Source organism: Bradyrhizobium sp. HKCCYLR20261 (assembly GCF_051168435.1).
Lineage (GTDB): Bacteria > Pseudomonadota > Alphaproteobacteria > Rhizobiales > Xanthobacteraceae > Bradyrhizobium.
The window spans coordinates 429,442-449,971 of the sequence record NZ_JBNPUZ010000005.1 but is presented as its reverse complement, the minus strand read 5'-3'; the positions used below and the strand labels follow the sequence as shown (position 1 = coordinate 449,971).

General features: G+C 66.5%; 17 protein-coding genes and 2 tRNA genes. 4 read left to right on the top strand and 15 right to left on the bottom strand.

Annotation, left to right across the window (positions count from 1 at the left end):
• Nucleotides 1-158: 158 nt before the first annotated feature.
• The 8 genes from ACQR1L_RS14750 to ACQR1L_RS14715 form a co-directional block, all read right to left on the bottom strand.
• The gene (locus ACQR1L_RS14750) at nucleotides 159-1,136 is read right to left on the bottom strand and encodes an ABC transporter ATP-binding protein (protein WP_434858667.1); all 978 of its coding nucleotides are present in this window, start codon (nucleotides 1,134-1,136) and stop codon (nucleotides 159-161) included.
• Nucleotides 1,133-2,122 (bottom strand): ABC transporter ATP-binding protein, encoded by a 990-nt coding sequence (locus ACQR1L_RS14745; RefSeq protein ID WP_434858666.1) that lies wholly within the window; start codon nucleotides 2,120-2,122, stop codon nucleotides 1,133-1,135. Before ACQR1L_RS14745 ends, ACQR1L_RS14750 begins: the two co-directional genes overlap by 4 nt.
• A gap of 260 nt (nucleotides 2,123-2,382) precedes the next feature.
• A complete protein-coding gene (locus ACQR1L_RS14740; protein WP_434858665.1) occupies nucleotides 2,383-3,300 on the bottom strand; it encodes an ABC transporter permease in 918 nt (305 codons plus the stop codon).
• The gene (locus ACQR1L_RS14735; RefSeq protein WP_434858664.1) at nucleotides 3,297-4,238 is read right to left on the bottom strand and encodes an ABC transporter permease; all 942 of its coding nucleotides are present in this window, start codon (nucleotides 4,236-4,238) and stop codon (nucleotides 3,297-3,299) included. The genes ACQR1L_RS14740 and ACQR1L_RS14735 overlap by 4 nt, the downstream gene beginning before the upstream one ends.
• A gap of 14 nt (nucleotides 4,239-4,252) precedes the next feature.
• On the bottom strand, nucleotides 4,253-5,857 hold the full coding sequence (locus ACQR1L_RS14730; protein ID WP_434858663.1) for an ABC transporter substrate-binding protein: 1,605 nt from the start codon (nucleotides 5,855-5,857) through the stop codon (nucleotides 4,253-4,255).
• A 304-nt stretch (nucleotides 5,858-6,161) separates the two neighbouring features.
• Nucleotides 6,162-7,118 (bottom strand): N-carbamoyl-D-amino-acid hydrolase, encoded by a 957-nt coding sequence (locus tag ACQR1L_RS14725; RefSeq protein WP_434858662.1) that lies wholly within the window; start codon nucleotides 7,116-7,118, stop codon nucleotides 6,162-6,164.
• Between the two features lie 74 nt (nucleotides 7,119-7,192).
• Nucleotides 7,193-8,722 (bottom strand): aldehyde dehydrogenase family protein, encoded by a 1,530-nt coding sequence (locus ACQR1L_RS14720; RefSeq protein WP_434858661.1) that lies wholly within the window; start codon nucleotides 8,720-8,722, stop codon nucleotides 7,193-7,195.
• Between the two features lie 8 nt (nucleotides 8,723-8,730).
• On the bottom strand, nucleotides 8,731-9,612 hold the full coding sequence (locus ACQR1L_RS14715) for an NAD(P)-dependent oxidoreductase (RefSeq protein ID WP_434858660.1): 882 nt from the start codon (nucleotides 9,610-9,612) through the stop codon (nucleotides 8,731-8,733).
• 109 nt (nucleotides 9,613-9,721) lie between these two features.
• Here ACQR1L_RS14715 and ACQR1L_RS14710 point away from each other — a divergent pair, with 109 nt between their 5' ends.
• Complete coding sequence (locus tag ACQR1L_RS14710) at nucleotides 9,722-10,678, top strand: LysR family transcriptional regulator (protein WP_434858659.1); 957 nt, start codon at nucleotides 9,722-9,724, stop codon at nucleotides 10,676-10,678.
• Between the two features lie 125 nt (nucleotides 10,679-10,803).
• Nucleotides 10,804-11,460, top strand: coding sequence for an SIMPL domain-containing protein (locus tag ACQR1L_RS14705; RefSeq protein WP_434858658.1), 657 nt, complete (start codon nucleotides 10,804-10,806; stop codon nucleotides 11,458-11,460).
• A 160-nt stretch (nucleotides 11,461-11,620) separates the two neighbouring features.
• On the opposite strand, the gene ACQR1L_RS14700 is transcribed toward ACQR1L_RS14705, so the two are convergent.
• From ACQR1L_RS14700 to ACQR1L_RS14690, 3 genes are all read right to left on the bottom strand, one after another.
• Nucleotides 11,621-11,694: transfer RNA gene (locus tag ACQR1L_RS14700), tRNA-Gly, on the bottom strand.
• A 410-nt stretch (nucleotides 11,695-12,104) separates the two neighbouring features.
• Nucleotides 12,105-12,707 (bottom strand): TMEM175 family protein, encoded by a 603-nt coding sequence (locus ACQR1L_RS14695; RefSeq protein WP_434858657.1) that lies wholly within the window; start codon nucleotides 12,705-12,707, stop codon nucleotides 12,105-12,107.
• A gap of 145 nt (nucleotides 12,708-12,852) precedes the next feature.
• Nucleotides 12,853-13,800, bottom strand: a complete 948-nt coding sequence (locus tag ACQR1L_RS14690; protein WP_434858656.1) for a hypothetical protein — start codon at nucleotides 13,798-13,800, stop codon at nucleotides 12,853-12,855.
• 243 nt (nucleotides 13,801-14,043) lie between these two features.
• Here ACQR1L_RS14690 and ACQR1L_RS14685 point away from each other — a divergent pair, with 243 nt between their 5' ends.
• Entirely contained in the window at nucleotides 14,044-15,921 is a 1,878-nt protein-coding gene (locus tag ACQR1L_RS14685; protein WP_434858655.1) for an acyltransferase family protein, read from the top strand.
• Nucleotides 15,922-15,933: 12 nt separating this feature from the next.
• On the opposite strand, the gene ACQR1L_RS14680 is transcribed toward ACQR1L_RS14685, so the two are convergent.
• Nucleotides 15,934-17,835, bottom strand: a complete 1,902-nt coding sequence (locus ACQR1L_RS14680; protein ID WP_434858654.1) for an acyltransferase family protein — start codon at nucleotides 17,833-17,835, stop codon at nucleotides 15,934-15,936.
• A gap of 209 nt (nucleotides 17,836-18,044) precedes the next feature.
• Nucleotides 18,045-18,130, bottom strand: a tRNA-Tyr gene (locus ACQR1L_RS14675).
• A 214-nt stretch (nucleotides 18,131-18,344) separates the two neighbouring features.
• Here ACQR1L_RS14675 and rlmB point away from each other — a divergent pair.
• Complete coding sequence (gene rlmB / locus ACQR1L_RS14670; RefSeq protein ID WP_434858653.1) at nucleotides 18,345-19,175, top strand: 23S rRNA (guanosine(2251)-2'-O)-methyltransferase RlmB; 831 nt, start codon at nucleotides 18,345-18,347, stop codon at nucleotides 19,173-19,175.
• 53 nt (nucleotides 19,176-19,228) lie between these two features.
• Here rlmB and ACQR1L_RS14665 read toward each other — a convergent pair whose 3' ends face one another.
• Together ACQR1L_RS14665 and ACQR1L_RS14660 are read right to left on the bottom strand one after the other, a co-directional pair.
• A complete protein-coding gene (locus ACQR1L_RS14665) occupies nucleotides 19,229-19,759 on the bottom strand; it encodes a hypothetical protein (RefSeq protein WP_434858652.1) in 531 nt (176 codons plus the stop codon).
• Nucleotides 19,760-19,814: 55 nt separating this feature from the next.
• Entirely contained in the window at nucleotides 19,815-20,270 is a 456-nt protein-coding gene (locus ACQR1L_RS14660; protein WP_434858651.1) for a hypothetical protein, read from the bottom strand.
• Nucleotides 20,271-20,530: the final 260 nt, after the last annotated feature.

Sequence of the window (20,530 nt, the reverse complement as noted above, 5' to 3'; positions counted from 1 at the left end):
TCGCGACACGAGATGGCCCCACTTGCGCAAGGCAACGACCGTCACGGAGTATGGGTCCCGGGTCAGCGCCCGCCGCGGCTTCGCGTCGGCAGGCTTGCCCGGGACGACAGCGGAGGGGGGCGTGGCAGCGGAGGATCAGAACCCCAGCGCGACGCCAACTATGCGACATTCTCCAGGTGACACGCCACCCACTGGTCCTCGCCCTTGAGCCGCAGCTCCGGCACTTCGCTGCGGCAGCGGTCGAAGGCCAGGGGGCATCGGGTGTGGAAGCGGCAGCCTTTCGGCGGGTTGACCGGGCTCGGGACGTCGCCCTTGAGGATGATCGGCGAGCGCTCGGCGCCGGGCTCCGGGACGGGCACGGCTGACAGCAACGCCTTGGTGTAGGGATGGCCGGGGCTTGCAAAGATCTGCCGCCTCGGCGCGATCTCGACGATCTTGCCGAGATACATCACGGCGACGCGGTGCGTCATGTGCTCGACGATGGCGAGGTCGTGGCTGATGAAGAGGAGCGCGAGGCCGAACTCGCGCTGCAAATCCTGCAGCAAATTGACGATCTGCGCCTTGACCGAGACGTCGAGCGCGGACACTGCCTCATCGCAGACGATCAGCTCCGGCTTGGCGGCGAGCGCGCGGGCGATGCCGATGCGCTGGCGCTGGCCGCCGGAGAATTCGTGCGGGCGGCGGTTCACGGCGTCGCGCGGCAGGCGGACGATCTCCATCAATTCGGCAATGCGCGCGTCGAGCTCGGCCTTGTCCTTGGCGAGGCCGAAATTGTTGATCGGCTCGGCGAGGATGTCGCGGATGCGCATGCGCGGATTGAGGCTGGAGAACGGATCCTGGAACACGACCTGGACGCGGCGGCGCATCTCGCGCAGGCGATGCGGGCCAAGATCGTCGATACGCTGGCCGTCGAGCACGATCTGGCCGCCGGTGATGTCGAACAGCCGCAGGATCGCGCGGCCGACGGTCGACTTGCCGCAGCCGGATTCGCCGACCAGCGACAACGTCTCGCCGCGCGCGATCTCGAACGACACGCCGTCGACGGCGTGCACCTTGCTCTTGGTGCGGCCGAACAGGCCGCCCGAGATCGGGAAATGTTTCTTGAGGTCGTTGACCTGGAGCAGCGGCATGGTCATGCGGCGGCCTGCTCCTTGGCAGCGAAATGACAGGCGGCGATATGATGCGCAGCTTTCTGCTCCAGGCCCGGCGCGTATTGACGGCACAGGTCAGTTGCAAGCGCACAGCGGCCGGCGAACACGCAGCCGTCGATGCGCTGCTTGAGGTCGGGCACCTGGCCGGGAATTTCCGCGAGGCGCTTGGTCTCACCCGACAGCGACGAGCCGAGCTTCGGCAGCGCGCCGAGCAGGCCCTGCGTATAGGGATGGCGCGGGCTGCGGAACAACTCCTTCACCGGGGCTTCCTCGACCTTGCGGCCCGCATACATCACCATCACCCGCTCGGCGACCTCGGCGACGACGCCGAGATCGTGCGTGATCAGGATGATCGCGGCGCCGACGCGCTGCTTCAGCTCCAGCATCAGCTTGAGAATCTGCGCCTGGATGGTGACGTCGAGCGCGGTGGTCGGCTCGTCCGCGATCAGGAGTTTTGGATTGCAGGCCAGCGCCATCGCGATCATCACGCGCTGGCGCATGCCGCCCGACAGCTGGTGCGGATATTCGCGCACGCGGCGCGCGGGCTCGGGGATGCCGACCAATGTCAGCATCTCAACCGCGCGCGCCTCGGCCTGCGCCTGGTCGAGTCCCTGATGCAGCCGCAGGGTCTCGCCGATCTGGCGGCCGACGGTCAGCACTGGGTTGAGGCTGGTCATCGGCTCCTGGAAGATCATCGAGATGTCGTTGCCGCGGAGCGCACGCATCTCGCGATCGCTGAGCGTCAGGATGTCCCTGCCCTCGAGCTTGATCGACCCCGCGATCTTGCCGGGCGGCTCCGGGATCAGGCGCATCATCGACATCGAGGTGACCGACTTGCCGCAGCCGGACTCGCCGACGATGGCGAGCGTCTCGCCGGGGTTGACGTGGAACGACACACCGTCGACGGCACGGTTGATGCCGGTGGGAGTGCGGAAATGGACCTGGAGATTCTCGACCTCGAGCAGCGGCATTTATAGGTGCTCCTGGCGAGAGATCGGGGCCTCATGGTTCGAGACGCGCCGCGCGCTCAACATTAGCCACCCTTCGACCAGCCGCGGCGCGCGGCGCTCCTCACCATGAGGGTTTGGGTTTGCATCAGGAGCGGCACATCGGCGATAAGCAGCGCCGCCACGTGCAGCACTCTCAACCCTCACCCTGAGGAGCTCGCCGGAGGCGAGCGTCTCGAAGGGCGAGGCCCCGACTCGGCCGTCAAGTTTTGACATAAGACCGCTCATGGTGATTTCGCCATGCGCGGGTCGAGCGCGTCGCGCAATCCGTCGCCGACGAGGTTCACGGCGAGCACCGTGATCGACAGGAACGCCGCCGGGAAGAACACGATGTAGGGCTTGACCTGCCACAGCGCGCGGCCCTCGGCCATGATGTTGCCCCAGGACGGAATGGTCGGCGGCGTGCCGGCGCCGATGAAGGACAGGATCGCCTCGGTGATCATGGCGCTGGCGCAGATGTAGGTCGCCTGCACCAGCATAGGCGCCATGGTGTTGGGCAGGATGTGGCGCAGGATCACCATCGGCGTGCGCGTGCCCGAGGCGACGGCGCCGTCGACATAGGGCTGCTCGCGCAAGCTGAGCACGACGCCGCGGATGAGGCGCGCGACGCGCGGGATCTCGGCGATGGTGATGGCGAGGATGACGTTGCCGACGCTGCCGCGCGTCAGCGCCATCAGCGCGACGGCCAGCAGGATCGGCGGGATCGACATCAACCCGTCCATGCAGCGCATCAGGACGCCGTCGGCCCAGCGCAGGAAGCCGGCGACGAGGCCGATCGCGAGCCCTATCAGCGACGCGGCGAGCGCGACCGACAAGCCGACCGTCAGCGAGACGCGGGTGCCGTAGAGCACGCGCGAATAGATGTCGCGTCCCAGCGCATCGGTGCCGAACCAGAAATCCGCCGACGGCAGCCGCGTGCGCTTGGCCGGCGCGATCGCGGTGGGATCGACGGTGAACAGGAACGGCGCGAATACGCCGATGATGACGAGCACCAGCAGCAACGCGCCGCCGATCGCGACCGTCGGATGATTGCGCAGGAAGCCGATGGCGCCGCGCCGGATCTTCGGCGCCGCCATCAGGTCCGGCAGGCGAGGCGCGACGACGAGGCCCGGCGGCGGAGATGTGGTGGTTGTGGCGGTCAATAGCGGATCCTCGGGTCGACCAGGGTGTAGGTGATGTCGATCAGGAGATTGACGAGCACATAGACGAAGCTGAACAGCAGCACGATGCCCTGGATGACGGGATAGTCACGGCGCAGGATGGCATCGATGGTGAGGCGGCCGAGGCCGGGAATGGCGAACACGCTCTCGGTGACCACGGCGCCGCCGATCAGCAGCGCGATGCCGATGCCGACCACGGTGACGATCGGCACCGCCGCGTTCTTCAGCGCATGGATGAACAGGATGCCGCCCTGCCCGAGGCCCTTGGCGCGCGCGGTGCGGATGTAGTCCTGCTGCAGCACCTCGAGCATCGCGGCGCGGGTGATGCGCGCGATCAGCGCGATATAGACGCAGCCGAGCGCCACCGCCGGCAGGATCAGGTTCTGCAGCCACGGCCAGAAGCCTTGCGACAGCGGCGTGTAGCCCTGCACCGGCAACAGGTCGAACTTCAGCGCGAACACATAAGCGAGGATGTAGCCGACGACGAACACCGGCACCGAGAAGCCGAACACGGCGAACGCCATGATGACTCGATCGATCCAGGTGCCCGCCTTCCACGCCGCGATCACGCCGAGCGGCACCGCAATGAGGATGGTGAGCACCAGGGTCACCATCATCAGCGACAGGGTCGGCTCGATGCGCTGGGCGATCATCGACGCCACCGGAAGATTGGTGAAGATCGAGGTGCCCAAGTCAAAGTGCAGCAGGCGCCATACCCAGCTGCCGAACTGGACCAGGAAGGGCTGGTCCAGTCCGAGATTGGCGCGGATGCGCTCGACGTCGGCCGGGCTCGCCTGATCACCCGCGATGACAACGGCCGGATCACCCGGCGCGATGTACAGCAGGCTGAAGACGAACAGCGCGACGATCGCCATCACCGGCAGGGTCGACAGCACGCGTCGAAGCGCATAAGCGAGCATGTTTGGTCAGTGCCTCACGCGGTCTTCGACACGCCCCAGAACAGCGGGATCGGCCCCTTGGTCACGCCGGAGACGTTCTTGCGCCAGGCGGTGTAGCCGAGGAAGAATCCGGTCGGCGCGAACACGACGTCATCGATCGCCGCCTTGTTGATGCGCCCGGCAACCGCCTTCTCCTCGTCGAGCGACTTGGCGTTGAACCAGTTGGTGATCTCGGTCTCCACCTTCTCGCTGCTCGGCCAGCCGAACCACGCCTTGTCGCCATTGGCGCGCAGCGCATTATAGGCGGCCGGATTGATGCAGTCGGCGCCGGCATGCCAGGTGTGGAACATGTGCCAGCCCCCCTGAGACGGCGGCGTCTTCTGCGCGCGGCGGGCGCCGACCGTGCCCCAATCGGTGGCGACGAAATCGACATTCATGCCGAGCTTCTTGAGCAGATCGGCGGTGACGTCGCCGAACGCCTTGGTGATCGGCTGGTCCTGCGCGACCACGCAGGTGATCGGCTCGCCCTTGTAGCCGGCTTCCTCGAGCAGCTTCTTGGCCGCGGTGAAATCGCGCTTGCCCTTGAGGATGTCGCCGCCTTCCTCGGTGTAGAGCGGCGTGCCCGGGGTGAAGAAGCCCGGCAGCGGCTTCCACAGCGCGTTGTCGTCGCCGACCAGCGCGCGCATGTAGTCCTCCTGGCTCATCGCCATCAGGATGGCCTGGCGCGCCTTCGGATTGTTGAACGGCGCATGCAGATGGTTGATGCGGAATGCGCCGACATTGCCGAGGGGATCGCCGATATCGACGCCGATGTTCTTGTTGCCCTTCAAGACCGGCACGAGATCGGTGATCGGGTTCTCCCACCAGTCGACCTCGCCGTTCTGCAGCGCGGCGGCGGCCGTCGCAGGGTCCGGCATGATCACCCACTCCACGCGATCGACCAGCACCTGCTTGCCGCCGGCGAGCCACACCGGCTTCTCCTGGCGCGGCACGTAGTCGGTGAACTTCTCGAACACCGCCTTGGCGCCCGGCACCCATTCGCCCTTGGCGAACTTGAACGGACCGGAGCCGACATATTCGGACATCTGCTTGAACGGATCGGTCTGCGCGATGCGCTCGGGCATGATGAAGGCGCACGGCGCGTTGCCCTTGCCGAGCGCGAACAGCATCTTCGGATAAGGCTGCTTCAGCACCCATTTGAAGGTCTTGTCGTCGACCGCGGTGAGCTCGTTCTGGATCGCCTTGAGCATCAGGCCCATCGGATCGCGCGCCGACCAGCGCGTCAGGCTGGCGACGACGTCCTTGGCGAGCACCGGCTCGCCGTCATGGAATTTCAGGCCCGAACGCAGCTTGAAGGTCCAGGTCAGGCCGTCGGAGGAAACCTCTTCGGACTCCACCATCTGGCGCTGCGGCACGAACTTGTCGTCGATGCCGTACAGCGTGTCCCACACCATCGCCGCCGCATTGCGCACGACATATTGCGTGCCCCAGATCGGATCGAAATTGGCGAGATTGGCTTGCGGCACAAAACGCAGGGTCCGTGCATTTGCGCCTTGGGCGATCGCCGGCGCCGCAAAGCCGCCCGTCAGCGCCAGACCACCCGCGCCCGCCAGTCCCTTCAATACCGTTCTGCGATCCATGTTCTCTCCTGATGCAACGTGCCTGAGATCAATTGCCGAATTTGTAAGCAAGGCCCATGCCATGAGCGTGGAGTGCATTCATTTGAACGCAAATGAGGCATGGAGCGCAAGAGCCCGCCTGTCTCCGCGCGTCATTCCGGGGCGTGCCGCGCAGCGGCGCGAGCCCGGAATCCATAGCCACAGGCGGGCGTTGGAGAAGCGAGATGTGGCCACCCGCGTGCCCCGCACATTTGCCCGTGGTTATGGATTCCGGGCTCATCGCTGCGCGATGCCCCGGAATGACGTGGGGAGAGATGAGGGCCGATCATCGCGTCTTCACCGGCGATCCATCGGCCATGAGCCGCTCGCCCTTGCGCTCGACGATCATGCCGTAAGCGCCGGGCTGGCGATGGACGTCGAAATTGAAGATCGTCTGCTTGTAGGACTTGCACAGATCGAGGTCGCAGCGCGCCAGCGCGATCTCGTCGCCCTTGGTGGCGCAGGCGGCGACGATCTCACCCGACGGCGCGATGATGCAGCTGCCGGCGATGTGGTCGACGCCCTCCTCGATGCCGCCCTTCGCCACTCCGATCACCCAGGTGCCGTTCTGATAGGCACCGGACTGCATCACGAGGCGGTTGTGGAACAGCGAGAGATCATTGTGCTCCGGCGCGGGCGGATTGTGCACCGGCGTGTTGTAGCCGATCAGCACCATCTCGACGCCCTGCAGGCCCATGACGCGATAGGTCTCGGGCCAGCGGCGGTCGTTGCAGATCGCCATGCCGATGACGCCGCCGAATGCATCGGTCACGCCGAAATTCTTGCCCGGCTCGAAGTAACGCTTTTCCAGATGCTGGAACTCGCGCCACGGCTCATGCTCGGCATGCCCCGGCAGATGCACCTTGCGGTATTTCGAGACAATGCGGCCTTCCTTGTCGACGAGAATGGCGGTGTTGTAGCGGTGCACGACGCCGTCTTCGACCGCGAGCTCGGCATATCCCAGGCAGAAGCCGACGCGCAGCTCCTTCGCAAGCGCGAACAGCGGCTGCGTCTCCGGCCCCGGCATCTCGCGCTCGAAATACGTATCGATCTCGGCCTGATCGGCCATGTACCAGCGCGGGAAGAAGGTCGTGAGCGCGAGCTCAGGATAGACGATGAGATCGCAGCCATTGGCGTGCGCCTGCCGCATCAAGGCGCCGAGCCGCGCGACGACCGCGCTGCGCGGCTCGCTCTTGGCGATGGGGCCGAGCTGGCCGATGGCGACGTTGACGAAGCGCGGCATGTTTCCTGTTCCTTATTCCGGAACTATTGAGTTCGCGGGGTGCGCTGCTCCTGCACTCATCATGCCATGCGCCTTCAATCGCGCAAGCCGGGTGCGTAGCCGAAGGCGATCGCCGGCTCGGCGGCGGTCTCGACCCACACGCTCTTCACCTGGGTGTATTCGTAGAGCGCCTCGACGCCGGAGGAGCGGCCGTGACCGCTGTTGTTGAAACCACCGAAGGGCGAGGCGACATTGATCGTCTTGTAGGAGTTGATCCAGAACGTGCCGGCCTTCACGCTTGCTGCGACGCGATGCGCGCGCGCGACGTCACGGGTCCACACCGCGCCGGCAAGACCGAACTCGCTGTCATTGGCGATCGCGATTGCCTCCTCCTCGGTCTCGAAGCGGATCGCGGCGACAACGGGACCGAACACCTCCTTGCGCGCGATGCCCATGGCGTTGGTGACGTTCTTGAGCACGGTCGGCTTGACGTAGTAGCCGCTGTCCGCGCGCTCACCATGGCTGCCGGCGACGATCTCGGCTCCCTCCGCCGCGCCCTCGCGGATGAGCGACAGCACGTGATCATATTGCTTGGCGTTGTTGATCGGACCGATCTCGGTCTCCGCCGAAAGCGGATTGCCGCATTTGATCTTCGCCGCGCCTTTCGCGACCAGATCGACGAATCGGTCATACACCGCGCTCTGCACCAGCAGCCGCGAGCCCGCGACGCAGCTCTGTCCCGCACCGCCAAAGATCGCGGCCTGCGCGCCGATCGCTGCGCGTTCGAGATCGGCATCAGCGAATACGATGTTGGCGGACTTGCCGCCGAGCTCGAGCACGGAGGGAACGAGCCGCCGCGCCGCGGCCTCGCCGATCAGCCGCCCCGTCGGCACCGAGCCGACGAACACGACCTTCTTCACCGCGGGCTGCGCGAGCGCCGCCTGCCCCGTGGTGTGGCCGAAGCCCGCGAGCACGTTGACGACGCCCTTAGGCAGGCCCGCGGATTCCGCGATCACCGCGAGGGCTAGCGAGGTCAGCGGCGTCAGCTCGGACGGCTTGAGGATCACGGCATTGCCCATGCTGATCGCCGGCGCGATCTGCCAGCCGGCGGTGAAGACCGGCGCGTTCCACGGCGTAATCTGCAGCACCACGCCCATCGGCTCGCGGCGCGTGTAGTTGAGATGGCTCGTCGGCACCGGAATGACGTCGCCGTGGAATTTGTCCGCCCAGCCGGCGTAGTACTCGAACATCTCCGCGACCTTGGCGACTTCGCCTCTCGTGTCGCGGATCGGCTTGCCAGCGGAGAGCGATTCCAATTGGGCCAGCTGTTCGGCTGAAGCCAGGATCGCGCGCGCGACCGCCTGCATCACGCGGCCGCGGCCCGCGGCCGTCACGCGCGCCCATTCCGCCTGCCCCGCGACGGCCGCCTTTGCAGCACGCGCCGCGACGTCGGCACCCGCATCCGCATAGCTGAACAGCAATTGCCCGGTCGCGGGATCGTTCACCGAGACGGTCGCGCCATCGCCGATGACGAGCTGGCCGCCGACATGCGAGCCGATGCTCGCGAACTCGGGCCAGAACGGCCTGACGGCCTCGCGCAGACGCGGGTCGATGAAATGTGTCATGGTGGCACTCATGTCTTCGAGATCGGGCCGAGCTGCAGCTCGACGATACGGTTGAAATCTTCGGGATCGGCGATGCTGCCTGCACTCTCCGCCCAGATGCGCGCGGTGTCGGCCGCCATCGGCAGCGCGAGCCCGAGTTCGCCGATGAACTGCGCCGCGAGTCTCACATCCTTGCGCATCAGCTGCATCGTGAAGCCGGAATCGAAGGCGCCGTTGAGGATCCAGTTGGGCACGTTGACCTGGGTGACGCCGGAGCGGCCGGAGCCGGCATTGAGGCCGTCGAGCAGCCTCACGGCATCGACGCCCGCGGCATCGGCAATGCGCAGCGCTTCGGCGGCGGTGAGCAGATGCGCGGCGCAGAGCAGATTGTTGACGATCTTGGCGACGTTGCCGGCGCCGACGCCGCCGACATGCACCCGCTTGGCGCTCATCTTCTCCAGCACCGGCAGCACGCGCGCGAGATCATCGTCCTCGGCACCGATCACCATGGTCATGGTGCCCGTCGCCGCACCCTTCGGTCCACCGCTGACCGGCGCATCGACGAAGCCCATGCCGCGCGCCTCGAGCAGAGCAGCGAGCCGGCGCGAGGTTTCGGGATGCGAGGTGGAGGTGTCGACGATGACGACGCCGGCCCGCGCATGCGCGAGGATGCCGTCGGCGCCTTCCACCACGCGCGCAACGATCTCGGCCGTCGGCAGCGACAGGATGATGGTGTCGGCGGCGGCGACCACCGCGCCAATGCTCTCCGCGACGGCAAGGCCCCCGGCGGCCAGCGCCGCGCGGGTTGCCTCGGATGCGTCATAGCCGGTGACGGCGAAGCCCGCGCCCTTCAGCGTCAGCGCCATGCCGCGCCCCATATTGCCAAGTCCGATGATCCCGACCGCGGTCACGACGCCTCCTGCGAAAACTGCCCCAAAAATCTAGCCGCCTGATTTCAGGGCAGACATCAGCGAGGCCCCGCGCTAGTGTTGACCTCTGGTCAACACTCGTCCGAAGCCCATGTCCGCCCTGCTCGACCACCACCGGCTCCATTATCTTCACGAAGCGATCAGACTCGGCTCGGTCCGCGCGGCGGCCGAGGCCCTCGACATCAACGCCTCCGTGATCAGCCGGCAGATCGCGCTGCTGGAGAAGGAGCTCGGGCTCACGCTGGTCGAGCGGCTCAGCCGTGGCATCCGCGCCACCGCGGCCGGCGCGCTGCTGGCCGAGCGCTTCCGGCAATGGCAGGCCGACCAGGCCGACACCGTGGCCAAGCTGCGCGAGCTGCAGGGGCTCAAGCGCGGCCATGTCGACATCGTGCTCGGCGAAGGCTTCGTCAGCGACCTCATGTCCGGCCCGCTCGGCCGCTTCTGGCAGCGCCATCCGGACCTGACGATGTCGTTCGATCTCGCCGGCACCAATGAGGTCGTCAACGCCGTGGCCGAGGACCGCTGTCACATCGGCCTGGTGTTCAACCCGTCGGCCGATCCACGCATCCGCGTCGCCACCGCGAGCCGCCAGCCGCTCTGCGCGATCGTGCCGCCGGATCATGCGCTGGCGCGGCTCGGCCGCCCGTTGAGGCTGCGCGAGCTCGCCGACCATCCGCTCGGCCTGATGCATCCGAGCTACGGCACGCGACAGATCCTGGCGATGGCGGAGGCCGCCGAGCACATCGCGCTCGCGCCGAAGCTGACGACGAGCTCGATCAACGTGCTCCGCCATTTCGTCAAGAGCGGCCTCGGCCTGACGCTCCTCCCGGCCTTCTCCATCGCCGCCGATCTCGCCGACGGCTCGCTCGCTGCCATCACGATCGAGAATCGCCTGCTGTCATCGAGCGAGGCCTGCGTGATCACACGACGCGGCCGCGAACTGCCGCCGGCCGCCAGCCAACTGCTGCGCTTCCTCAGCGGCCAGATGCGGGCGTTCCAAATCGCGACGGGAGACCGCAAGGCCAGGACTCGCGCGGGCAGCTCTTAAGCTAGCGTCAGTCGCTCCGAAAATCGCGTGAGCCGACGGAGCGGTTGTAAAAGGGCGAGTAACCTGCATAGGCTCGATCGCCCTGGTATTCGCAGCGGGCGTCGGCTTTCCGATCGGAGAACGATATGCCACATGAAACGATCGCTAGTCCGTTTAACATTACAGTTTTCGGATCCGCGATTGAGCGCATAAGTCCGGATTTTGCTTCCATCAAAGCTTCCGTCTCTTGCATTGAGCAAAAACCTGCCGACGCATTTTCGAAGGCTAAACAACGCGCCCGGAGCGTGACCGATTATTTGCGCTCGGCGCGTGTCAAAGAATTTGGAATGTCGCGAGCTTCCCTCACTCGGGAATTACAACCTATTGTTGGAGCTCCGCCGAAGTTCGTTGGGTACCGAGCGACCATTGCATTTCGGATCATCGTCTCCGAACTTGATCTCGTTGATGAAATTACAGACTCTATCATCAAATTTGGTGCGAGTCAGATCGAGCAGCTTTCGTTCGGAACAAGTAGCCTGCGCGAATTTCGTCAAAGAGCACGTCGCTTGGCCGTCACGGCCGCGTTCGAGAAGGCGACCAACTACTGCAAAGCGGCTGGAGTTTTGCTCGGCCCTGTCATCAGCATCATGGATATGAATCCAGACTTCCTTGCAGGTGGCGGCGGACATGGCGCGCGCGGCCCGCAGAGAGACGACGAGGGTGAAGCCGGATTCATCGACCCGGGCATGATTGAGGTCGCCGGCGCCGTAACGGTGGTTTATGAAATACGGCGTGAGCCTTAGATGAGCACTGCATGCGGCTTTCGGCATGGCAGGCCGGCTTATCAGACGCGTGAGCGGGAGGACCAAATGCGAACCGCCCGTGAACAAGCCGGCTGAGAAGCCACACCTGCACGAATCAAATGTGCAATCGATTGATCTGTCAGTGGATTTGGGAGCAAGCTGGAGCGGGTGAAGGGAATCGAACCCTCGTATTCAGCTTGGAAGGCTGCTGCTCTACCATTGAGCTACACCCGCATCGGGGCGTTCCCTAACATGGTCCGTCGCGGGTCTCAACCTCCCTTTCGGGGCCGATTTTCGAGCGTTCCAAGCGGGTTCGCCGGTGGGCGCGTGCACCGCATCAGAGCGGGCGGGTTCCGTAATCGGCCCCCCTATCCGCCCGGCCCGGGGCGTCCTATATTGATCGAACCATCAACAACGAAAGGAGGTGATCCAGTGTCTTTTACCAAGCGCTGTCACCTCGCTGGGATCGCCCGCTGAGCAGCTCTTCGTGAGCAACGGTCGATGCGCGTACGGCTCGTCAGCGCTCTTGCGCCATCGCAAGCTCGGCAACGGGGCGGTCTCGGCCCTGGACCAGCGAGTTCAAGATCGGAAGCGCGGCGGGTCTTGTGGCCCGCCGCGTTTTTTATGAGCCTGATTCTAGGGCGTCAGCCGCCCTCGCCGGCCGGTTTCACCGGCTTGCTGCCGACGAACCGGCGCGCCAGGAAGCCGCCGAAGCCGAGCATCCAGAAATACTGCACATATTCGGGCGCGTAGGCCGCGAGCACGATCCCCGGCAAGAACACGACGACCGGAAAGACGGCGCCGGCGATCTCGGCATGGCGCCCCCCCGCCAGGGCCAGCCACCAGAGCGCGGCGTTCAACGCGGCGATGATGGTCAGATGCAGGCCGTAGAGCACGGCGACCGCGCTGGACAGCCGGTAGCTGCTGTAGAGCCCGTTGGTGACCGGCAGGAGCACGATCGACAGCAGGAAGAACAGATTGAGGATGACGACGAAGCGGCTGCCGAACGGCTGCCGCGCCAGCCGCCGGTGATGGCTGATCCAGAACACGCCGGCGATGATGAAGCTGAGCACGAGCCCGGCCAGGCGGCCCGAATAGATGTGGGCCAGGTCGTCCCAGCCCGGCATCTGCGCGAAATTTGGCTTCGGAAGGTCATAGGCGAGCAAGGTCATCGCCACGCCGAAGATGGTGTTGGAGAGCGACTCCAGTCGGCGCATCTCGAACAGGTCGGATTGAGGTTCGGTCATGTCACACGGAGGCAGCGGCAGAAGGGACCAGAATGAGCGGCTGACGCGCTCTATAGCAGGTCTCGCGCCGCGCTGCCCGCTATCGACGCCGCACGCGGACGGCGCGGCGTCACACTCCCTCCCCGCTTGGCCTCAACATCCGTCTTCAGCGGCAGGCATAGAGACGGCCATCGAAGCCGCGATAGCTCCGGGTCGCGGGGTTGTAGCTGCGAAACTGGACGCAGGCCGGCAGCCCCGCGGTGCGCAAACGGGGCTTGTCCTCCGCCTGCAGCTTGGCGGCCACGGTGGTCGCGGCAGGCCGCGCCAGCACGATCATCGGACGGCTGCCAGCCGTCCGCGCCACCTTGCCCGAGTCGTTGCCTTCGGTCTTCGACGCGTCGGCCTGCCCGGTCTTTGCGGCCGGCTTGGCAGCTGAGGGTTTCGCCACGGCCGCATCCTTGACGGCCGGAGTCCTGATCGCTGGCTCCTTGCCCCCAGACTCCTTGGCGGCGATCGTCACAGCCGAGCTCGGCACGGCCTTGCCCGACGATTTGGCGGCAGGGGCTGCCACCGATGGGCTCGCGGCCGAGAGCTTGGCCGGCTTGCCCGCAGCCGTTGATTTCGGCGCGGATTTGATCGGTGCCGGCGCAGCGGCGGCCGGCTCCGCAGCAGCCGTCTTGTGGCCGGGCTCCGGCTTGTCGGCCTCTGCGGCCGGCCGGGTCTCTGCGGGCGCCGCGGATGGCGGTGCAGCGGCCTCGGCCGTGACAGGCTTCGCCTCGGTGCCGGCCGGCTGCGATATCGTCGAGGCGGCGTTGGTCGACGCGGTCTTGTCATCCGCGGCCGGCTTGTCCTTGGCCACGGGCGTCTCGGCTGGTTTCTTGATCAGCTTCTTGCAATCGAGCGGGAACACCAGCTCGCCTGACGCCGTCAGTCCGATCGGCTCGCAGCCGCCGAAGGGTCCGCTGTCCTTGCCGGCTTCCTTGGCCAGCTCACCCGATGATGCCGCGCCACCGGACTCCGCGCCTTGCGCAAGCGGAAAGCCGAAAGCAACCTGAAATAGAACAACGCCGCACAGCAAACCGGCCTGGCCGGCCTTCCGCCCCGATACACGCATGACACGCTCGCTCAACGCACCCACTGCCGTCAGGCGACCACGCCATTGAGGCAAGTCTGTGAAGCGCAGGCTGCAAAGCCGCGAGCGGATGTCAATTCGATGGCGTTGTGTCCTATCTGCACAGGTCAGCGGCTCCCTTCGTCCTCCGCATTGCGGTCTCAACCGGTACGTGCCAGGGTCGCGCCGCACGCGGCGATCAAAAATCAACTTAGCCGCCGCCAGCAAGCCTTCCGGACAGCCATCTTGAGTTCGACCGACTATCGTCCCGACATCGATTGCCTGCGCGCCTTCGCGGTCTTGTCGGTGATCGCGTTCCACTACGACATTCCGCCGTTCCGCAGCGGCTATGTGGGCGTGGACGTCTTCTTCGTCATCTCGGGTTTCCTGATCACGCGGATCATCCACGCCGAGATACGCACAGGCACGTTTTCGTTCGCGGCGTTCTATCGGCGTCGCGCCCGCCGCATCCTGCCGGCGGCCCTGGCGATGGTCTGCGCCACCCTGCTGGGCGCGAGCGTGATCCTGTCGCCATCGGCCGTTGTGTCGGCCGGGCAGCAGGCGATATCCGTCCTCGCCTTCTGCTCCAATTTCCTGTTCTGGTGGCAGCAGGGCTATTTCGACGCCGCCGCGATCACCAAGCCGCTGCTGCACACCTGGTCGCTCGGTGTCGAGGAGCAGTACTATCTGCTGTTTCCCGCGCTGGCGCTGGCTGTCTTTGGCCTGCGGCGCTCACGCATGCTCGCCATCCTGGGCGCGATCTGCGCGGTGTCGTTCCTGCTCTGCGTGATCCAGACGCGGATCCAGCCGGCGGCCGCCTTCTATCTGCTGCCGGCGCGGGCCTGGCAGCTCGCGCTCGGCGCGCTGCTCGCCGTCGACGCCGTGCCGTCGCTCAACAGGCAGTCGGTGAGAATTGGCGTGACGGCCTTGGGCTGGATCGCGCTCGGCGCCTCGACCAACATCTTCTCGCCGCGCACGCCGTATCCCGGCGTTGCCGCGCTGCTGCCCTGCCTCGGTACTGCCGCCGTGATCTGGGGGCAGCCGGCGCTGAGCAGGACGGCGCTCGCGATCACGCGGCCGATGGTCGTGGTCGGGCTGTGGTCCTACTCGCTGTATCTGTGGCACTGGCCCGTCGTCTCGCTGGCCAGCGCGATCTGGGGACCGCCCAGTTCGGCCATGGACAAGCTCGCGCTGCTCGGCGCCTGCACCACGCTGGCGCTGGCGAGCTACTATCTGATCGAGCAGCCGGCGCGGCACGCCGCGTGGACGGTGACCGCGCGTGCTGTCGCCGTGTCGGGCACGGTGGTTCTCGCCGCAAGCCTCGTGGTGATCGGGGCTGCCGGTTTCCCTACCCGCTTCTCGCCCGAGCAGCAGGCGCTGGCGAACTTCAACCGCTACGATCACAAGGATCTCTATGAGGAAGGGACCTGCTTCCTGACCCCGGGCCAGAGCTTCGCCGCGATTCAGCCGGCCTGTCTTGCCAAGGGCCCTCGCCCGAACATTCTGGTCTGGGGCGACAGCCATGCCGCGCATCTGGTCCACGGGCTGAAACGCGCCCTGCCCCAGGCGACGCTGCTGCGCGCAGCGCTGGCGCAATGCGCGCCCTATGACGAGCCCGGACAGACGCCCGATTGCGCCGACTTCCGCGGGCGGCTTGCGGGCCTCATGCGCGACCTCGCGCCCGACATCGTGATCCTCTCCGGCAATTGGACGCGTACCGTGATGGCGCCCGCCGCGCGCGCGAGTCTGCTCGCCACCATCGCGTCGATCACGGCGGCCGGCAGCCGCGTCGTGGTGATCGGGCCGAGCCTGCAGTTCGATCGCCCGTTGCCCGACATCCTGATCGCAGCGTCACGCTTCGGCATCACGCCCGACGGGCACATGCGCGAGCTGTTCAACGACGTCGACGTCTTCCTGCGCAAGCTGCTGCAGGATGTGGCGAACACCGAATATGTATCGCTGCTGTCCCTGCTCTGTCCCGGCGCCGATTGCGTGCTCCAGGCCGCCGACGGCACCCCGATCGCGTGGGACGACGGACACTTCACTGCGCAGGGATCGGAGCTGGCCGCCACGCGCATCGCCGCGGCGTCACCGACGCTCGCCGGCTCACGCGCCCGCGAGTAGCCCCGCCGCGGTTCAATCGTCCGCCAGGAAGGTCGCGAAGATCGGCGCCGCGCGCTCGCCCATGCGCTGCGCCCCCGCCACCGTGAAATGTCCGGCGTCCTGGAACAGCCACAGGCCGTTCTCGACGACCGGGCAATGCTGGTCGCAATACACCTCGGTCGGCCGCAGCAGTGCGACCTTCGCCAACGGCCGGATCGCCTGCGCCAGCACGGTGTCGATGGTGTGATTGGCCGCGAGGGCCTCGGCCCGCGGCATTGGCGCGCAGGGCTTCGGCGGCGCGTGCCAGAGCGGCCCGGGCAGCATGCGCAGCTGATCGAAGCCGCAATTCACCGGCCGCACCTGTCCGCCGATGACGAGGAAGTGGCGGCCGGGCCGATCGAGCAGACGGATCGTGTCGGCGAGCTTGGCGGCGACGTCAGCGTTGCGCGCCTCGGCTCCGGGTCCGTCGCCGAGATCGAGATAATGCTGCCAGGCCTGCCCGATCACGACGAAATCGGCCTGCGACTGCTTGATCCGCGGCAGCTCGCGGTCGCGCAGCTCCGCGCAAACACCGGCTCGCGGCCCCTCGGCGGTCAGGCCTGCCAGGGTCGGGCAGCCGCTCATGGTCGAGACGTGCCCGATCATGCCGCGCGCCTTCAGCGTCGTGTCGAGCGCCGCGACATATTGCTGGACGTAGGAGTCGCCGAGCAGCTCGACGCCGCGCGTGCCGCCGGGATCGCCGAAGGTGCACATGCGGTCGACGGTGCGGCTGCATTTGTTGAGGCCGAAGCCCTGCAGCTTGAACAGCGCGAGCTGATCCTCCGGCAGCCGCGAGACCACGCCATTGGCGCGGAAGGTCGCGTGCGTCAGCGCGGCACAGACGACGAGCGCGGTGGCAAAGCCCGCGACCTGCGTCCAGCGCGGCCAGGCCAGCCGTCGCATCGGCTGTTCGACGGCGGCGAACAGCAGCGCCCCCAGCGTGGCCGTCATCCCGAGCTGGACCGCGAGTCCGGCCGGCGTCTGCGCGTCGTCGCCGAAGATGAAGCGGACGAAGAAGATCACCGGCCAGTGGACGAGATAGAGCGAATAGGACGCGCGGCCGATGGCGCGGACCGGCCCTGCCATCATCAGCGATGTCGGCGCATTGGCGGCGATGATCACGGCCGTGGCGAGGCACGGCACCAAGGCGACAATGCCGGCCTGGGCCTGCATGCGGCCGATCACCGCCAGGCTCAAGAGCAGCACGATGTCGCCGCAGGCGGCGACCGCGACGCGGGCGCGCGGCGACGCGGCCAGCCGCGCCTCGAGCGGAATCGCGAGTGCGCCGAGCGCGAATTCGAACACCCGGAACGGCGTCAGGAAGAACACCGCCTCGGGATCGCGCGCGAGCCAGACCGCGGCGAGTACGAACGACACCAGCCCGATCGCCGCGATGGCGCGGAAGACCGGCCGCCCGGCGGCCGCCCAGGCCATCAGAAGCAGCGGCGCCACCGCATAGAACTGCACCTCCAGCGACAACGACCACATGTGCAGCAGCGGCAGCCGGTCGGCGCCGGGATTGAAGTAATCGTTGGCCTCGCGCCAATACTGGACATTAGAGATCGAGAGCAGGCCATGGGTCGCCTCCTTCGCCAACTGCCGCATCGCCTCGGGCGACAGGAACAGCCAGCCGACCGCGAAGGTCGCCGCGATGGTCGCCACCAGCGCCGGCAGGATGCGCCGCGCCCGGCGCAGATAGAAGTCCGACAATGAGAAGCGCCGCGCGGCGAGATCGCGCAGGATCTGCCCGGTGATCAGATAGCCGGAGATGACGAAGAAGATGTCGACGCCGGCAAAGCCCGCCTCGAAGCCGGAGATCTTGAGGTGGAAGAGAATGACGATGATGACGGCGATCGCCCGGAGGCCATCGATGTCAGCCCGATGACTGCGTTCCACTGTCGTCCGCTCCGCGCTGTCTGATGGGCGGACGAGAGGGACAGACGCGGATGGCAACAGCGGGAAACACTCATGACGTCATCGGACCCATCCGATGACGCCGCGCGGGCGGCTGCATGGCGGAATTCGCGCGATCAGCGCGCGACGGCGCGGCGGTCGCGTGTCAGCCAGCGTCGGTCTTGGCGGTCGATGTTGGCGATGCTCAGGGATGGTGGGGGAGGCAGGACTCGAACCTGCGAAGCCATGAGGCGGCTGATTTACAGTCAGCTCCCTTTGCCACTCGGGACACTCCCCCGCATCGATGGCAATCCGGCCCCGGCCGCGGAACAGCGGCATCGGACCATCAGCGCCATGGAGACGGTAAGACCGCGGGGCCCGGTAAGGGGCGCGCGCGGCCGGGGCCCTTATGATCGAACCGGGGCCTCAAAGTCAACCAAGCGACGACGAATTTTCCCAAGGCGGCGGTGCCAAATTGCCAGAATCCGCTCGCCGTGACAGAAGCTCATGCCATGAGCGATCGCGACCGAAAGCCCCCGTTTCGCCGCCAGGGCGGCAAATTCTCCGGCAAACCGCGCGGATTCGAGCGTCCGCAGCCCTGGCGGGAGCGTGAATCCGGCGCAGACGGTCCCGTCATTCTCTATGGCTGGCACACCGTGAGCCTGGCGCTGGCCAACCCCAAACGGAAAATTCGCAAGCTCTACCTCACCGAAAATGCCGCGCGGCGGCTGGCTGACGAGCAAATCGAAACGCGGGTCACGCCCGAGATCGTCCGTCCCGGCGATATCGATCGGCGGCTCGGCCCGGATGCCGTGCATCAGGGCCTGCTCGCCGAGGCCGATCCCCTGCCCTCGCCCGACATCGACACGCTGGACGCCGAGGGGCTGATTCTGGTGCTCGATCAGATCACCGATCCACACAATGTCGGTGCCATCCTGCGCTCGGCCGCCGCGTTCGACGTCAAGGCGATCGTGACCACCGCGCGGCACAGCCCCGAAGCCACCGGCGTGCTCGCCAAGTCCGCCTCCGGCGCGCTGGAGCTGGTGCCGATCATCACGGTGCAGAATCTCGCCCGCGCGCTGACGCGGCTCAACGAGCGCGGCTTCCAGACGGTGGGGCTCGACAGCGCCGGCGAGCAGGACATCGCCGCCGTCACCTTGCGCGCGCCGCTTGCGCTCGTGCTCGGCGCCGAAGGCAAGGGCTTGCGGCAGCTGACGCGGGAGACCTGCAGCGTGGTGGCGCGGCTCGACATGCCCGGCGCGATCAAGAGCCTCAACGTCTCCAACGCCGCCGTGCTCGCGCTCTATGTCGGCGCCAGCCGGCTCGGACTGATGCGCGCATAGCAAAACGCCCGCAACCTCGTTGCGGGCGTTCGCGCCTGACGTCGGGCGTCAGATCAGTAGTAGCGGCGCAGCACGCGCTGGCCGTGATAATAAGGCGAGGCGCCCCAGCGATAGGAATGACGCGGCTGGGCGTACACCACTTCCGGCGCGACCCGGGTCGCCTCATAGGCGTGACGACGGTGGTGATAGCGGTAGACCGGGAGCGCCTGCTCTTCATAGGCCGGATACGGCGCGAAGGCGCCGGGACCGCTATAGGTCGGGCCCTGGTTGACGTAGTAGTACTGCCGCGTCGGCTCGGGCAGCCGCTCGTAGCTGGCGCCGCAGCTGCCGCAGCCCGAGCCATAGGTGTAGCCGGGCTGATAGACGTATTGCGGCTGATAGGTCACCGTGGGCTGGTAGGTCACGGTCGGCTGATACGTGACCCTCGGCTGATAAGAGACCTGCGGCTGGTAGGAGACCTGCGGCGCGCACGGGCTGGCATAGCCGCACGGCGAGCAGCCGGAGACACCGCACGCCGACGCCGGCGCGCTGCCGGCGATGGCAAGGCCGGCAATGGCCACAAGTCCTGAAATTGCTGTACGCATAACTCGCTCCTGTTGATGTTTCTTGCTTGATTTGATGATCGAGGGTGTCGCCGGGCTAACGCCGGTAGGCTGGCGGTGAATCGTAAAACGGGCCGCCGTCTCGTGGCGCGAGGATGACGGCCGGTGGATACATCGGCGGCTCGGGTTGGGCCGGCTGCATCTGGGACTGAGCGCCCCACGAACGGGAATAGCTCTCGGCGGGCTTGGGCAGCTTGCGATCGGCCGGCGGCTCGATCTCCATCCGGCCATAGCCCGGCTTCGCACCGAGGGTCGGGTAATAATGGCCGACATAGGGTTCGGGCTCGACCGGCCGGCCGCCATAGATCGTCGGCTGCATGTAATTGCCGCGGCCGAGACCGTACTGGCCTTCGACCACCGCATAGGAGGCGTCGATGCCGTTGATGACGACGGGCACGCCGGGCCGCTGCGGGATGACGATTTCGAATCCTTCGCTGGCGGCTGCGGCCGATGCCGTCCCGATGAAAATCAGAAGAGCTGTTGCAAAACGCATGAACTCACGCCCCGGTTGCTACCCTACCAATACCGCAACGCGCCCCTCCATGGGTTAAGCGCGCGGGTCAATCTGCCGGTAAGCCTAACGCGCGAGCCATTCTTTCGGAGTTAAGGCCCGGGACCCGTTCAGGCGCGAGGGTTAATGGCGGATGTTCAGCCGTCGCCTGCGAAGCATCGGGGCGCCGCTTGATCGGGGCGCGGTCAAAAACATCTGAGGATGCGGAACGGCTGAGGCCGCATCAACTTAGCAGATGGGGC

What these genes read in the sequence shown, in the direction of transcription:
- rlmB (WP_434858653.1), top strand. Translation starts at nt 18,345, where the DNA reads ATGAGCGATCGCGACCGAAAGCCCCCGTTTCGCCGCCAGGGCGGCAAA.
- ACQR1L_RS14730 (WP_434858663.1), bottom strand. Translation starts at nt 5,857, where the DNA reads ATGGATCGCAGAACGGTATTGAAGGGACTGGCGGGCGCGGGTGGTCTG.
- ACQR1L_RS14695 (WP_434858657.1), bottom strand. Translation starts at nt 12,707, where the DNA reads ATGACCGAACCTCAATCCGACCTGTTCGAGATGCGCCGACTGGAGTCG.
- ACQR1L_RS14710 (WP_434858659.1), top strand. Translation starts at nt 9,722, where the DNA reads ATGTCCGCCCTGCTCGACCACCACCGGCTCCATTATCTTCACGAAGCG.
- ACQR1L_RS14725 (WP_434858662.1), bottom strand. Translation starts at nt 7,118, where the DNA reads ATGCCGCGCTTCGTCAACGTCGCCATCGGCCAGCTCGGCCCCATCGCC.
- ACQR1L_RS14720 (WP_434858661.1), bottom strand. Translation starts at nt 8,722, where the DNA reads ATGACACATTTCATCGACCCGCGTCTGCGCGAGGCCGTCAGGCCGTTC.
- ACQR1L_RS14660 (WP_434858651.1), bottom strand. Translation starts at nt 20,270, where the DNA reads ATGCGTTTTGCAACAGCTCTTCTGATTTTCATCGGGACGGCATCGGCC.
- ACQR1L_RS14745 (WP_434858666.1), bottom strand. Translation starts at nt 2,122, where the DNA reads ATGCCGCTGCTCGAGGTCGAGAATCTCCAGGTCCATTTCCGCACTCCC.
- ACQR1L_RS14750 (WP_434858667.1), bottom strand. Translation starts at nt 1,136, where the DNA reads ATGACCATGCCGCTGCTCCAGGTCAACGACCTCAAGAAACATTTCCCG.
- ACQR1L_RS14690 (WP_434858656.1), bottom strand. Translation starts at nt 13,800, where the DNA reads ATGCGTGTATCGGGGCGGAAGGCCGGCCAGGCCGGTTTGCTGTGCGGC.
- ACQR1L_RS14705 (WP_434858658.1), top strand. Translation starts at nt 10,804, where the DNA reads ATGCCACATGAAACGATCGCTAGTCCGTTTAACATTACAGTTTTCGGA.
- ACQR1L_RS14735 (WP_434858664.1), bottom strand. Translation starts at nt 4,238, where the DNA reads ATGCTCGCTTATGCGCTTCGACGCGTGCTGTCGACCCTGCCGGTGATG.
- ACQR1L_RS14665 (WP_434858652.1), bottom strand. Translation starts at nt 19,759, where the DNA reads ATGCGTACAGCAATTTCAGGACTTGTGGCCATTGCCGGCCTTGCCATC.